Raw genomic sequence first — 15,486 nt, 5'->3', positions numbered from 1 at the left:
CTTTCACCAATTAGCAATTAACGGCTTGCTGGGCACGCAAAAAGCAAAGCGCCATTTAATGGCGCTCTGCTGAAACTGCTTGTTATTTCTTAGGGACAACCTGGCAAACCGTAAACCGTTCTTCACTTATCAAATTACCAGCCGCATTTTCCACATCCTCAAGAGTGATGCTTTCAAGGGTCGGCACAACATCAAATAAATCCATTTCATTAAAAGCATACCGGGTAAATTGATTGGCGATATATTCCGGTGAATTGACAGCCCGCAGGAATGCACCTATTTTCTTCTTTTTTGTCCGATCAAGTGTTTCCTGTGAAATAGTCCCCTTTTCCCTTGCATCCAGGAGCATCTTTTGCAGTGTTTTAGCCAAACGGTCAGGATCGTTCGTGTCTCCGCCCACCATGGCAAATCCAAAACCCTGCTCCTGTGTATAATCAAAGGAGAATGTGTCATCAATTAATCCTTCACTGTACAGTGTGCTGTACTGCTCAGAGCTTTTACCGAACAAGATATCCAGCAGCACATTCAGACTCAGCTCATTTTTAAGCATTTCTTTGCCTGACTGATTTGCAGTACTGCTCTTTATCCCGACCAGGCACTTTGAGGTCTGGACATTCATCTCAAGAACTTTTTTCTTATTGGCCGCTTCAGAAGGCTCTTCTTCGAATTGGCGTTTGATTTCCGCCATCTCTTTATAATCCTTCTTGTTTTGATTATTCCTTACCTGAGACATAATCTTATCCGGATCAACGGGTCCGACTATGAACAGCAGCATGTTGCTTGGGTGGTAGAAAGTCTCATAGCATTCATACAGCATATCTTTTGTGATATGGGAAATGGAATCGATCGTACCTGCGATATCGATTTTAACCGGATGGTTTTTGTACATATTTTCGATGAGGCCAAAATATAGGCGCCAGTCAGGATTGTCATCATACATGGTGATTTCCTGACCGATGATGCCTTTCTCTTTTTCAACCGTCTTTTCTGTAAAATAAGGATCCTGTACAAAATCAATCAGCGTCTCAAGGTTCATCTCTACATTGGATGTGCTGGAAAATAGATAAGCTGTCCTTGTGAAAGATGTAAAAGCATTAGCTGATGCTCCCTGCTTGCTGAATTGCTGGAACACATCCCCGTCTTCTTTCTCAAAAAGCTTATGCTCCAAAAAATGTGCAATCCCATCGGGAACTTTTACATACTCTTCCTTTCCGGGGGGCAGGAAATGATTGTCGATTGAACCATATTTAGTCGTAAACGTGGCATAAGTCTTGTTAAATCCCTTTTTCGGCAAGATATATACATCCAGCCCATTTTCAAGTTTTTCATAATACAGCTCTTCCTGAAGCTGGTCAAAAGTGATTTTATCCATTACTTGCCCGCCTCCTTTCCTGTCAGAAAGTACACTGTATCCAAACTGACCTTCTTGGCTGTTGCGGCAATTTCCTCTTTTGTTACCTTATCCATTTCATTCATCCAGGTTTGAAGGGTAATTTCTTTTCCTGACACAACATTATGGTAAAGGACCTCGACAATCCCGCGTGCTGTATCAACAGTCTCCAAAAGCTGATTTTTAATGACTGCTTTGGTCTGTTCCATTTCCTGTTCTGTAAAATCGCCATTCTTCATAGCTTCCAGCTGCTCTTTAATAATACTCACTGCCTGGTCATAGTTGCTGTTATCTATTCCGGACATCACCATCATTAACCCTTTATGGCTTTCCAGGCGGCTGGCTACATAGTATGCGAGACTGGCTTTTTCCCGGACGTTCAAGAACAGTTTTGAATGAGAAAAACCTCCGAAGATTCCATTGAATACCTGAAGCGCATAATATTCCGGATCACCGTACACGACATTTGTCCGGTAGCCGATATTTAGTTTTCCCTGCTTCACATCTTGTTCTTCCCGGACTTCGTTTACAGATTCTTTCGTTCTTACCGAGGATGCAGGCGCTGTCTGAGGTGTTCTCTTCTCAAAAGTTAAAAGCTCCCCAGCAAAGGATTCGGCGTCTGCCTCTTCCACGTCACCAATAACATATAAATCAAGCTCATCCTCCGCCAATGCCTGCTGATAATATTCATAAAGGCTTTGAGGAGTGATATTGTCCACATCTTCTTTCTCGCCATGCACATGCAGTGCATACGGCTCATCTTTGCACATTTCCTGAACCAGCCGGAAATTGGAATAGCGCATTTTATCATCGTATACTGATTGAATTCGCTGTTTTAGCGTCCTTTTTTCTTTTTCAACTGTATCCTCGTCAAAAGCTCCTTCATGCACATTAGGCTTTGTCAGGATTTCCGCTAAAAATTGGAACGCTTTTTTCAACAGAGGAGTTGGATCTGAAAGAAATTTTTCGTTTGCGATTTCAACTGAAATGGTAATGACATGATACTCTCCCTTTTTCGCCAAATCGACGAAAAGCGTTGCACCATATAATTCATCAAGGTAAGCGCGCAGCTTTCCGGTTGAAGGGTAGGACGAACTGCTGCTCTGCAATACATGAGGCAATAGGGATCTTAATGTAACTGTATTCTTTTCAAGCGGGGCTTTCATTTTCCAAACCAGGGTATTGGTTTTATATTTCTCTGTTTTAACCACGTGAAGCTTATAGCCATTCATGGCTTTTACGGATTCAGAGATTACGGCCATGTCTTTTCCTCCTGTCAGTAGATTGATCAGTCCAAGGTACGGTCAATAGTAAAAAGAGGGAGCATCCCCTGTATGTAAACACTTTGCTGCTATCTTCTATAATATCCTTTGTAATAAATCATATTCTTACTATACCTTGCCCTATTTCTTTATTTCAAGTTATTGGCTGTATTGGAAGGTTTAATATAAGCAATCACGGCTTGTCCATGAATGAGTGAAGAATAAATGGTTCTCCAATAAGAATATTAGCAATAAAAAGCCCCATTTCCGAAAAGAAATGAGGCTTTGCTGTTTAACGTTTTCCTTTTATATAAGGAGTACCAGAAGCTTTTGGAGCATCTGCGCGTCCGATGAAACCCGTTAATGCAAGAATCGTTAAAACATATGGCGCAATGAGAAGATAGACATTTGGAATATTCTCAAGGAATGGAAGGCTGGAGCCGATGATGCTCAAGCTTTGCGCAAATCCGAAGAATAAAGCCGCACCCATAACACCAAGCGGATGCCACTTACCAAAGATCAATGCCGCTAGAGCCATAAAGCCCTGGCCGCTGATGGTTGCATGCCCGAAGTCTGAAGAAATAGATTGTGCGTACACACCTCCGCCTATTCCTGCAAGGGCTCCGGAGATTAATACCCCAATGTATCTCATCCTTGTTACATTGATACCCATTGTATCGGCAGCCATTGGATGTTCACCAACCGCCCGAAGCCGCAGCCCGAATGGTGTTTTAAACATTACAAACCAGGCCAGGAATGCAACGGCAATGGCAACGAATGAAGTATAATAAGTGTTTGAGAAGAATAATTTACCGATAACAGGTATGTCACTCAAAAACGGAATATCCACTTTGCTGAATCCTTTTTGAATGATATCTGTCTGGCCTTTACCATAAATGAATTTAACCAGGAACAGTGCTGCACCAATTGCCAGAAGGTTAATCGCAACCCCTGACACAACCTGGTCAGCTCTAAACGTAATAGAAGCAACAGCATGCAGGATGGATAACAGAGCTCCAACAACCATAGCTGCGAGTAATGCAACCCATGGTGTCATACTGCCAAATACATCAACAAACGTAAGGTTAAAAACAATGGCAGTAAATGCTCCAATTACCATCAAGCCTTCTAAACCAATATTTACAACACCGGAGCTTTCTGAAAAGTTTCCGCCCAATCCAGTGAAAATAAGCGGGGCTGCCCAAAGCAAAGTTGATGGAATAATAATTAATAAGATCTCCATTAAGCCCACTTACTTCACCCCCTTTTTGCTGATACGGTCAATAAAGATGCGAATCATATAGCTTGCTGCAACAAAGAAAACAATAAGAGCAATGATAATATCAACCAGTTCATTTGGAACTCCAGCTTCAAGCGGCATGTTTAAGGCGCCGACCTTCAAGCTTCCGAATAGCAATGCTGCAAAAATAATTCCAATTGGACCATTCCCGCCTAAGAGTGCTACCGCGATACCATCAAAACCTACTCCGGTAAAGCCGCCCTTAATGGCTGCATAGCCGAATGTACCCAACGCTTCCATCGCACCCGCAAGACCTGCAAATGCTCCTGAAATTACCATTGATAGAATAATATTTTTGCTTACGCTCATGCCGGCATATTCAGATGCATGCTGGTTAAAGCCTACTGCACGCAATTCGTATCCCTTTGATGTTTTTTCTAATAGGAACCACATAATAAACACACATGCTAAAGCAATTAAAATACCCCAATGCAGACGAGAATAATCAGTTAATCCCTCAAGAAACGGGGAACGCAATGATGCAGATTCTGCAATCATCTCAGTCCGGTCACTTTTTTCTGAAAGAACCGTACGGATTATATAGTTGGTTACATGCAAGGCCACATAGTTCATCATGATCGTGACAATTACTTCATGCACTTTAAACTTGGCTTTCAAAAGGCCCGGTATGAATGCCCACATCGCACCAGCAGCTGCAGCTGCGAGAACCGCGAGGGGCAGATGGATGAATTTTGGAAGTTCAAATGCAACCCCTACCCAAACAGCTGCAAGCCATCCGACGATCAGCTGTCCTTCAACACCGATATTAAATAAGCCTGTACGGAAAGCAAATGCAACTGCCAAACCGGCAAGAATATAAGGTGTGACCTGTCTGACTACTTCACCAGTGTAGTAGATTTCACCAAAAGCACCGTTCCATAGGGCAATAAATGCAGATCCAGCGTTATACCCTGTTGCTACCATTATGATTGTACCTACTAATACCCCGAGCAGAACGGCAACTAGAGGTACGACAATATTCTTCATGCGATTAGACATGGTTTTCGCCACCCGCTTCCTTCCGTTTAGAACCGGCCATTAATAAACCTAATTCTTGTTCTGTTGTTTGTTTAGGGTCAACTACCGCTACAATTTCACCTTCATAAATAACAGCGATGCGGTCACTGACATTCATAATTTCATCCAATTCGAATGAAATCAGCAGCACTGCCTTCCCCTGATCGCGCTGTTCAATCAGGCGCTTGTGAATGTATTCAATAGCTCCAACATCCAGGCCGCGTGTCGGCTGAGCAGCGATCAGCAGATCCGGATTCCGATCAATTTCACGCCCGATTATAGCTTTCTGCTGATTACCGCCGGAGAGTGCCCTTGCAAGTGTATATTCACTTGGAGTTCTGACGTCAAATTCTTTAATCAGCTTTTTTGCTTTGCTGTATATTTCTTTAAAGTTCAGAACACCTTTCTTAGAGAATGGAGCTTTGTAATAGGTTTGCAAAACCATATTTTCTCCGATTGGAAAATCGAGGACAAGTCCATGCTTATGACGGTCCTGAGGGATATGCCCAACACCCGTTTCCGTAACTTTACGCGGAGACATATTCACAATTTCTTTGCCATTCAATTTAATTGAACCGCTTTCAGACTTCCTCAAACCAGTGATCGCTTCAATTAACTCTGACTGTCCATTCCCATCTACACCGGCAATACCGACAATTTCACCTGCCCGTACATTGAGGTTAAGATTATTAACAACACCAAGCCCCCGTGAATCTTTCACATTTAAATCATGAATCTCAAGCACCTGCTCCTGCGGCTTTGAGTCTGTTTTATCCGTTTTAAAAGTAACTTCCCTTCCCACCATTAAGCTGGCAAGTTCATTCGGGTTCGTTTCAGTAACATTAACTGTACCGATTCCAACTCCTTTGCGGATAACTGTTACCCGATCACACACTTCCATAATTTCCTTCAGCTTGTGTGTGATTAGAATAATAGATTTTCCTTCCTGAATTAGAGTTTTCATTATCTGGATTAACTCTTTAATTTCCTGAGGAGTCAGAACAGCAGTAGGCTCATCAAAAATAAGGATTTCAGCACCCCGATATAGAGTCTTTAAGATCTCCACCCGCTGCTGCATTCCTACTGAAATATCGGAAATTTTCGCCTGAGGGTCAACCGCAAGTCCATATCGCTCGGAAATCTCCCTGACTTCCTTCTCAGCCTTTTTAATATCTATTTTTCCGCCTTTGGTTGTTTCTTTTCCCAGAATAATATTTTCAGTGACAGTGAAACGGTCTACAAGCATGAAATGCTGGTGGACCATTCCGATGCCCAAGTCGTTTGCTATATTAGGATCAGTGATGCGCACCGGTTTTCCTTTAACTTTAATTTCACCCTTTTCGGGCTGATACAGGCCAAAAAGGACGTTCATCAACGTTGACTTGCCAGCACCATTCTCGCCAAGCAGCGCATGAATTTCACCAGGTTTCAGCTGAAGCGTGATATTATCATTTGCAACGATTCCAGGAAACTCCTTGCGAATGTTGAGCATTTCAATAACATAATCCATTTGTTTCACTCCTTGCTCAAAATATAAGGAAATCATTAGTAGTAAGAGGTCAGACCTTGGAACTCCTTAGAAAAACCTGGCTATAAAAGCCAAGCTCCTAAATAATATGAAAATATAATTAGTGCATTAAAAATCTAAGTGAAATACAGAATTTATTCTGTCCTTCATTTAAACTTTTAATATCTTAAAGAAGGAATAAGAGGCCGCAGCGCAACCTGCTTATTCCTAAAATTAATTATTCAACTGAGAAAGAAGCCAGTTCATCTTTAGAAGATGGAACAGTCAGGTCACCATTCTTGATCTTTTCCTGCCATTCTTTAACTGCACCTTCGATTTCTGCTTTTGTAGATACTTCCGGGTTGATAGGAGCAAGGCCTACACCGTCTTCAGCCAATCCGTAAGTAGTTGTTTCTCCACCAGGGAAGCTGCCGTCTTTTGCCTTTGTAGAAAGGTCCTTAACAGCATTGTCTACACGCTTAAGAGCAGATGTAAGGATTACATTGTGCTCTTTACCATCGATTTCTACTACACCCTCAGCTGTCTGATCAGAGTCAACACCAATTGCCCAAAGCTCTCTTGCCGGATCTTTCTTTTTCAGGTCACGAGCTTCTTTGAAAAGACCGTTTCCAGTTCCGCCGGCAGCGTGGAAGATTACATCTACGCCAGAAGAGTACATTTTAGAAGCAATTGTCTGGCCTAATTCAGCTTTATCAAATGCTCCAGCATATTGAACTTCTACTTTAATATCAGGATTTACCGCTTGAACACCAGCAAGGAATCCAGATTCAAAACGCTCGATTACCGGAATTTCCATACCGCCAATGAAACCAATTTTGTTTTCTTTAGTTGCATTTGCTGCAGCAACACCTGCAAGGAATGCAGCTTCCTGCTCTTTAAACATGATGCTTGCTACGTTCGGCTGATCTACGACCGCGTCAACGATACCGAAATGAGAATCTTTTTGCTGCTGGGCAATCTCATTGATTGCACCTTCCATTAAGAAACCGATTCCAAAAACAAGATCAAAGTCCTGACGTGCTAATGTATTCAGGTTTGTAGAATAGTCGGCATCTGACTGTGATTGAAGATAGTCAAATCCGCCTTTTCCTTTTTCAAGTCCATTTTCTTCACCAAATGCTTTTAAACCTTCCCAAGCAGATTGGTTAAATGATTTATCATCTACACCGCCGACATCTGTTACCATCGCTACAGAGAATGCTTTTTCTTTATTGTCTCCACCAGCTGTTTCTCCGCCTTTTTCTTCACTTTTGCCGCAAGCACCCAGAATTGTTCCGGCAGCAAGAACTAAAGATAGCGCCAATCCAAATTTACGCTTTTTCAAGGTTGGTACCCCCTAAGAAATTGTTTTTGCATTAGCGGAATGAATGATATTGTTTTCGTGCATCCCAAAAAGCTAGATTCTCTTCCTGAGGACATGGAAACTGAACTTATCAGCTCTGAAATAATTGACCGAATAAAGAATCGGAGTATCCGCTTCATCGAAATGCATTTGCTTTAATACAAGCAGTGCAGTTTCCGGGTCACATTCCAGAATAGGGGAAATTTTCTCATGATAGCCAATAGGCTCTATTTGGGCCACAGCATAAGTGATTTTCCGGTTTGCCTCCTCTTCAAGCATGTTGAGGATCGACTCCTGTTCGTGGGAAAATGTGTCCGGAAGAATATTCTCAGGAACTTTATCCACACAATAAACGACCGGTTCACCATTAGCTGTCCTAACCCGCTCAATCACGGCAATTTCCTGGTCTAAAGCACATAAGAATCTGCGGATATCATCTTCAGTCGGTCCCAAAGTTACAGAACTCAAGAAAACGGTTCCCGGCTTCATCCCTGCCTGCAAAATCATGTTTGTGACACTATTAAGCTGTTCGATGCCGGATGTAAAAAGCGGCTTTGCATTGACAAAGGTGCCTACACCGTGACGGCGGATGATGACGTTTTCTTCTTCAAGAATGCGCAGCGCCTCCCGCAGTGTAGCTCTGCTTACACCAAGCTGTTTGGCAAGATCGAATTCGGACGGAAGCTTTTCTTTTTCTTTATACACTCCATCTTCAATGTCTTGTTTTAATCGATCGATGACTTGCAAATATAAATGCCGGTTATCTGACTTAATAGACATGCAGGGTTCCTCCAACTTCAGTTCTCAAGACATCAGACCTCTGATGTTCAATCATTCCTACTAATCGAAAATACTATAACACTTTTTACCCAATAAAGAAATAGAAATTTATCAATTTGTCGAAAAAAGGTGAAAAGAACAAAATGTTTGTGAATCCCTCTGTACCAATTCTTTTTTTCTGGTATAATACTACTTTGAAAACGATTACATTTAAGTTTTATGCTAATAATGCACCAGACAAAATACCCTCTTTTGAGATGAGTTGAAAGCACCATACCTCTTTCATTTTATGTAATTGCTTTTAGTAGTATGGCATATTGAACTATATTTTTTTATTGATCTCAGTTTTAGTCATATATCTTCCTATTACATAAAAAAATGGCCGTCCGGAGACTGGCCATTTTTTTATAAGTCATGCTTATAAATTTTAAGAGCTTGCTTCTTCAGAAGGCTTGCCCTGGAGCACAGCTCTTGGCTTGCTGCCTTCATATGGTCCGACAATGCCCCTTGCTTCCATTTCGTCAATCAGCCTTGCCGCTCTAGTATAACCGATCCTGAATCTCCTCTGAAGCATGGATACAGAAGCAGTCTGCATTTCCAATATCAATTCAACAGCTTCTTCATAAAGATCATCATCCACTTCTCCCGCTGCTTCCGGGATATCCTCTGGAATCATTTCTTCCTGATATTGTGCCTTCTGCTGGCCGATGACAAAGTCCACTATCTCTTCAACTTCTTCGTCTGACAGAAAGGCACCCTGTACACGGACTGGTTTAGAAGCACCCACAGGAAGGAAGAGCATATCTCCTCTTCCCAGAAGTTTTTCCGCTCCGCCCATATCCAGGATGGTTCTTGAATCTGTCATCGATGAAACAGCAAACGCAATTCTTGAAGGTATATTCGCTTTTATTACACCTGTGATAACATCCACTGACGGCCGCTGGGTTGCAATGATTAAATGGATGCCTGCCGCCCGTGCCATTTGAGCAAGGCGTGTGATTGCGTCTTCGACATCGGAGGATGCTACCATCATTAAGTCTGCAAGCTCGTCCACTATGACAACAATATACGGCAGGAGGGGCTGTTGTGCTTCCTCCTCGGCATTATGTCTTTTTACATACTCATTGTAGCCTTCGATATTTCTTGTGCCGGTATGGGAGAAAAGCTCATAGCGCCTTTCCATCTCACTGACAACTTTCTGCAGAGCCTGAGCCGCTTTCTTCGGATTTGTCACAACCGGCGCCAATAAATGAGGCACCCCATTGTAAACATTCAATTCCACCATCTTAGGGTCAATCATCATTAATTTTACTTCATGAGGTTTTGCCCTCATCAAAATGCTGGTAATGATTCCGTTAATACACACACTCTTCCCGCTTCCTGTCGCGCCGGCAACAAGAAGATGGGGCATTTTGTTGAGTTCTGCAAGGACTGCTTCTCCGGTGATATCACGGCCGAGTCCGATCATAAGCTTGGAGTCCGGCTTGTCATTTTGTTTGGATTCAATCACTTCCCGTAGAGAAACCATCGCCACTTCAGAGTTAGGGACTTCAATTCCAATAGCTGATTTACCCGGGATAGGTGCTTCGATCCGGATATCCTTTGCTGCAAGTGCCAGCGCCAAATCATCATTCAGACTAACAATTTTGCTTACCTTTACCCCAACATCAGGATGCACCTCATATTTTGTAACAGCAGGTCCTAAATGAACCTGTGTCACTCTTGCTTTTACTCCAAAACTCTGAAATGTTCTTTCGAGCTTGGCAGCATTCGCGTGTATAAGTTCATATTCACCACTTTGGTCAGTTTGCCTTGGCAGCTTTAAAAGTCTGATAGGAGGCAGCTCGTAGTCTTTGTTTTCCACTTCTGTAAACGTGATTGGCGGCGCATTCTCATCCTCCGGCTCTGTGACTGCCATTTCCTGAGGCTGATTAGAACCAGCTTCCAGGGGATCCTCCTGATAAGCTCTTTCGGCAAAGCTTGATATAATTGGTTCGGGATTTGGTTCAGATACCGGTTCAGCAGTATTATTGATGGTAATAACCGTTTCTGGTTCTTCTTCGTGCTGGAGAGCCTGCTGTTCTTCTTCTCTTCTTGACTGCCTTTCTTCACGTCTCTCTCTGCCTTTTTGTTTCCATTCTTTTATATCATCTATAAAACCAGCCCATTGTTTCTTGCAGAAATTCAGAATTGCGGCCATCATTTTCCCAGCAGCATCTCCGAATGTTTTTCCTGTAATAAGAACAAAACCGATAATAATTAATAAAAAGGCTACAATTTTTGAACCTGCTTCATCAAAAAGATAATAAAAGAGAGCGAAAAAAATAGCTCCAAGCATTCCTCCTCCTAAATCGGTTGTGCTTGTTTCTCCCCGGGCTTCCATCCGGAATAATTCCCATGTATTAGCTATTACGCTCGGATCATCAAACTTCCCTCCATTTGAGAGAAGCTGAAATAATGTTACATGACTCAGCAGCAGAAGGGAGCTGATGATGAGATAAACTCCGATTAATTTAGTGTGGAATAGATAGGGAAGTGCCCTCTTCCACATCAGGAAACCTGAAAAGATAACGAGTCCAATCAGGCTGAGCATGTACCATTCTCCCATAAAGAAACGGAAAAAAAGTACCGTTGCATTCCCGACCGCTCCCAGCCTGGCAATTGATATTACCGCAAGTGCCAGTAAAATCAGGGCAATTAGTTCAAATTTCATCGTCCGTTTCAATGTTTCGTTTTTTTTAGACTTTCTTTTCTTTCTTTTGGCCATATTATCACCTTATCATTGTTCTTATTAACAGCATCATCAAAATTCCATTATGTAATACATCATGTCTGTTATGAAAGAAGAAGCAGCCATTTTTTGGCTGCTTCTAAAGTTACTTTTATTATATCATAACGATTCTAATTTAAGTTGTTTTTTGAAAGGTTTTTCAGCTTAACTGCGTTAAAGTGATCATGGATCCGGGAGTGTACCTTTCATCCATATAATGGGTAGGATCACTGCTCATAATTCTTAAAATGCGGCATTCTTGTCCTGCATTCATTTCAACAAGGAGAGGGATTCCGTCATATGAGACAATTTTCTGCTTGCCGAAATCGTCCTGTTCATTTTGGTAAATGAGTTCTTGCGGCATCATAGTATAGAGGATCATTGAACCATCACTTCTTCTTTTGGTTTATTCATATCAATTAGCTCATTCAGCTTTGCAAGCGCCGGCCCGACCCCGCCTACTTCATCAATCAGTCCATATTCAACAGCATCCCTGCCGACCACATTGGTCCCTATATCCCTGGTCAGGTTGCCCTTATCAAACATCAGGTCTTTAAATTTCTGTTCGGATATATTGGAATGCTTTGTTACAAAATTAATTACCCGATCCTGCATTTTATCCATATACTCAAACGTTTGCGGCACACCGATTACCAGGCCGGTCAGCCTGATAGGGTGGATGGTCATCGTAGCTGTTTCTGCAATAAAGGAATAATCGCATGATACCGCAATTGGAACACCAATGGAATGGCCGCCTCCAAGGACAATGGAGACTGTTGGCTTAGACAATGAGGCAAGCATTTCTGATATTGCCAGTCCGGCCTCCACATCGCCGCCAACAGTATTCAAGATAACAAGAAGACCTTCTATTTTTGGGTTTTGCTCGATCGCGACGATCTGAGGGATTAAGTGCTCATATTTTGTTGTTTTATTTTGCGGCGGAAGCTGTAGATGACCTTCTACCTGTCCGACAATTGTCAAGCAGTGAATTTTGGAATCCTGAGACAGCTGCGGCACATTTGTTTGTCCAAGCTGCTGAATTTTCTCCATAAGGGCAGATGGTTTATCCTCTTTCGGCTGTTCTTGCCCTTCTCCGCTCTCATTGCGGTTTTTATTCATTTCGTTTTCCATCCTTATTTCTCCCTTCAAGCAATATATTGTTAGTATGAACGCGTGATCATTTTTCATGCGCATTATTGCCTGTGGGGCAAGAGCAAAAAAACACAGCCCTGCAATCAATGCGGGCTGTGTTCTAACTGTTATCCCTCCATAAGAATCGGAAGTATCATTGGTCTGCGTTTTGTTTTTTCATAAAGGTATTGATTCAGGCTGTCCCGCATATCCTGCTTAATCCCTGACCAGTCAAATGCTTCTCTGGCAAGGTTCTGTTCCACCGCTTCCCTAACTATTTTAACAGCTTCCTCCAGAAGCTTTTCCGATTCCCTGACATATACAAATCCTCTAGTAATGATTTCAGGACCAGCGGAGATTTTCTTTTCCTTTTTATTAAGAGTAACCACCACTAATAAAACCCCATCCTGTGAAAGCAGCTTCCGGTCTCTTAAGACAATATTGCCGACATCGCCGACACCAATCCCGTCAATCAGCACATTACCAGATGGGATTTTCCCTCCGGGAACGATTGCGCCGTCCTTTATTTCTGCTACATCGCCTTTATCCGGGATGAAAATTTGTCCGCTTGATAATCCGCACTCCATAGCAACTTTAGCATGGGCTTTCAGCATTCGGTACTCCCCATGAACCGGGATGAAGAATTTGGGACTCATCAGATTAATCATAAATTTAAGTTCTTCCTGACTGCCATGGCTCGAGGTATTAAAGGTTCCCTTTCCGGGGATCACCTCAGCACCCGCTCTAAACAGCATATCAATCGTTTTGAAAATAAATACTTCTGTTCCTCTTAAAGGTGATGCAGCAAGTAGGACGGTATCACCCTGTTTTATATTGACCTGTCTGTGGGACTGCTTCGCCATTTTTTGAAGGGCTTCGATTGGCTCTCCCTGTGTACCCGTGGTAAGAACAACGATTTGGTTATCACTGTATTTGCCGATCTCAGTGACAGGTATAATCACATCTTCTCCTACCTGCAAATACCCGAGCTGCAGAGCAATATCATAGATTCTCTGCAGACTTTTGCCGACCACTGCCACTTTCCTGCCTGTTTCGATCGCTGAATCAAAAATATGCTGTATCCGAATTAAGTCAGATGCAAATGAAGCTGCAATGACTCTCCCCTTCGCAGCATAGAATGCAGCTGTCATCTCTCTGGCCACTTTAGATTCTGAGCTGGTGTAGCCTGGCTTTTCTGCTTCTGTACTGTCAGATAGAAGGCAAAGAACTCCCTCTTCCCCTAAGCGTGCCATTTTGCCGATTTCAGGTTTGTATAAGTCAGTCGCTGCCTGATCGAATTTAAAGTCGCCGGTATACACAATTGCACCCTCTGATGTATGTATAGCCACACCGACACTGTCCGGTATACTATGGCTCGTTCTAAAAAAAGTTACATCTGCCGAATCAAATTCAACCTTGGTATCTGAATTAATTTCAATAAGCTGTGCTTTGCCTTTGTATTCCTGTTCCTTCATTTTTGCTTTGGCCAGTGCCAGAGTCAGCTTTGTTCCGTATACAGGCACATTGACCTTTGCAAGCACATAAGACAGGCCCCCAATGTGATCTTCGTGTCCATGTGTCAGAAAAATTCCTTTTACTCTTTCCTTATTTTGAAGTAAATATGTAACATCCGGTATGACGATGTCAATTCCGAGCATTTCATTTTCAGGGAACATTAATCCGGCATCAATGACATATATATCATCGTCCACCTCTGCCAAGTACATATTCTTTCCAAGTTCTCCGACTCCTCCGAGTGCTGCCAGCTTGATGCTTTCATTCTGTCTCTTTTTCAATGTATTATCCTCCCATGCATGTTCAGCCGATCAAGATCAGTTATCCATATTATACTTGAAGTCATAAAACCATGACAACCAAATTTATACATGGACTTTAATTGAGCGTTCCTGAGCTTTTTAATATAATGGTCTCTGGTTTTCGGTCCTCATGATGACTTTATGAAGACCCTTTTCTTTCATGTTCATTGATTTTGAAAGACTTAAGTACTCCATATAAAAATAAAAACCAACCAGCAAAACACTGGTTGGCAAGCTTACATTTATTTAAATAGAGCAGCAACTGCACTGCGTTCCTGTTCTGTTAACGGAACCATTGGAAGACGGACGGATCCGACATCCAGCCCTTTAAGCTGCAGCGCTGTTTTTACAGGCACTGGGCTTGGAGCAGCGAAAAGCCCTTCCATGATCGGAAGAATTTTTTGATGGATTTTTGCAGCTTTTTCATTTTCACCATTCAGGTAAGCTGTGATCATTTCCTGCATTTCATTTCCTATTACATGGGAAGCAACAGAAACAATTCCAGTCCCGCCTATTGCCATGCATGGAAGAGTAAGTCCGTCATCGCCGCTGTAAAGCATGAAGTCCTCATCCGTATTAGCAATAATTTTGGCCATAGCATTCAGATCTCCGCTTGCTTCTTTAACAGCAGCGATGTTAGAGATTTCCGAAAGGCGGATAATGGTTTCAGGCAGAATATTCACGGAAGATCGTCCCGGAATATTATAAACCATTACCGGAAGGTTCGTGCTTTCCGCAATCGTCTTGAAATGCTGGTAAAGCCCTTCCTGATTTGGCTTATTGTAGTAAGGTGCTACGATCATGATCGCATCTACCCCAATTTGCTCTGCTTTTTTCGTTAATTCAATGGATTCATACGTATTATTGCTGCCGGTGCCGGCAATGACAGGCACACGTTTGTCAGCTGCTTTCACGGCGTGTTTGAATAAAGCCAGCTTTTCCTCTTTTGTAAGTGTTGGCGACTCGCCTGTTGTCCCGGCAACGACCAAAGAATCTGTACCGTTTTCAATTAGATGATTGATAAGCTGTGTGGTTTTAGGGAAATCAATATGCCCCTTATTATCGAATGGTGTTACCATAGCTGTTGATACTCGGCCAAATAGAACCATGTTTACACTCCTTGCAGATGTTTAAAAGATCAGGAAGAAA

12 protein-coding genes are annotated in these 15,486 nt (G+C 42.4%); all 12 read right to left on the bottom strand.

From position 1 onward, the window contains the following. Nucleotides 1–82 precede the first annotated feature (82 nt). Nucleotides 83–1,372 (bottom strand): EF-P 5-aminopentanol modification-associated protein YfmH, encoded by a 1,290-nt coding sequence (gene yfmH, locus PBF_RS07770; protein ID WP_035329093.1) that lies wholly within the window; start codon nucleotides 1,370–1,372, stop codon nucleotides 83–85. Next, the gene (yfmF, locus tag PBF_RS07765; RefSeq protein WP_035329091.1) at nucleotides 1,372–2,652 is read right to left on the bottom strand and encodes an EF-P 5-aminopentanol modification-associated protein YfmF; all 1,281 of its coding nucleotides are present in this window, start codon (nucleotides 2,650–2,652) and stop codon (nucleotides 1,372–1,374) included. Before yfmF ends, yfmH begins: the two co-directional genes overlap by 1 nt. Nucleotides 2,653–2,944: 292 nt before the next feature. Next, nucleotides 2,945–3,904: an ABC transporter permease gene (locus tag PBF_RS07760; protein ID WP_035329089.1), complete on the bottom strand. Its 960-nt coding sequence runs from the start codon at nucleotides 3,902–3,904 to the stop codon at nucleotides 2,945–2,947. Beyond that, nucleotides 3,905–4,951, bottom strand: coding sequence for an ABC transporter permease (locus PBF_RS07755; protein ID WP_035329087.1), 1,047 nt, complete (start codon nucleotides 4,949–4,951; stop codon nucleotides 3,905–3,907). Further along, a complete protein-coding gene (locus PBF_RS07750) occupies nucleotides 4,944–6,479 on the bottom strand; it encodes an ABC transporter ATP-binding protein (protein WP_035329085.1) in 1,536 nt (511 codons plus the stop codon). The genes PBF_RS07755 and PBF_RS07750 overlap by 8 nt, the downstream gene beginning before the upstream one ends. Before the next feature lie 235 nt (nucleotides 6,480–6,714). Continuing rightward, nucleotides 6,715–7,821 (bottom strand): BMP family lipoprotein, encoded by a 1,107-nt coding sequence (locus PBF_RS07745; RefSeq protein WP_035329083.1) that lies wholly within the window; start codon nucleotides 7,819–7,821, stop codon nucleotides 6,715–6,717. 72 nt (nucleotides 7,822–7,893) lie between these two features. Next, a complete protein-coding gene (locus tag PBF_RS07740) occupies nucleotides 7,894–8,619 on the bottom strand; it encodes a GntR family transcriptional regulator (protein WP_035329081.1) in 726 nt (241 codons plus the stop codon). 427 nt (nucleotides 8,620–9,046) lie between these two features. Beyond that, entirely contained in the window at nucleotides 9,047–11,386 is a 2,340-nt protein-coding gene (locus tag PBF_RS07735) for a DNA translocase FtsK (RefSeq protein ID WP_035329079.1), read from the bottom strand. A 163-nt stretch (nucleotides 11,387–11,549) separates the two neighbouring features. Further along, a complete protein-coding gene (locus PBF_RS07730; protein ID WP_035329077.1) occupies nucleotides 11,550–11,771 on the bottom strand; it encodes a YlzJ-like family protein in 222 nt (73 codons plus the stop codon). Then, a complete protein-coding gene (locus tag PBF_RS07725) occupies nucleotides 11,768–12,508 on the bottom strand; it encodes a ClpP family protease (protein ID WP_035329123.1) in 741 nt (246 codons plus the stop codon). The genes PBF_RS07730 and PBF_RS07725 overlap by 4 nt, the downstream gene beginning before the upstream one ends. Before the next feature lie 140 nt (nucleotides 12,509–12,648). Then, nucleotides 12,649–14,316 (bottom strand): ribonuclease J, encoded by a 1,668-nt coding sequence (locus PBF_RS07720; protein ID WP_035329074.1) that lies wholly within the window; start codon nucleotides 14,314–14,316, stop codon nucleotides 12,649–12,651. A 263-nt stretch (nucleotides 14,317–14,579) separates the two neighbouring features. Then, nucleotides 14,580–15,446: a 4-hydroxy-tetrahydrodipicolinate synthase gene (dapA, locus tag PBF_RS07715; RefSeq protein ID WP_035329072.1), complete on the bottom strand. Its 867-nt coding sequence runs from the start codon at nucleotides 15,444–15,446 to the stop codon at nucleotides 14,580–14,582. Between the last annotated feature and the right edge of the window lie 40 nt (nucleotides 15,447–15,486).

The organism is Cytobacillus firmus DS1 (genome assembly GCF_000565285.1).
Classification (GTDB): Bacteria; Bacillota; Bacilli; order Bacillales; family Cytobacillaceae; genus Cytobacillus; species Cytobacillus firmus_A.
This window is presented reverse-complemented; position numbering and strand designations above follow the sequence as displayed.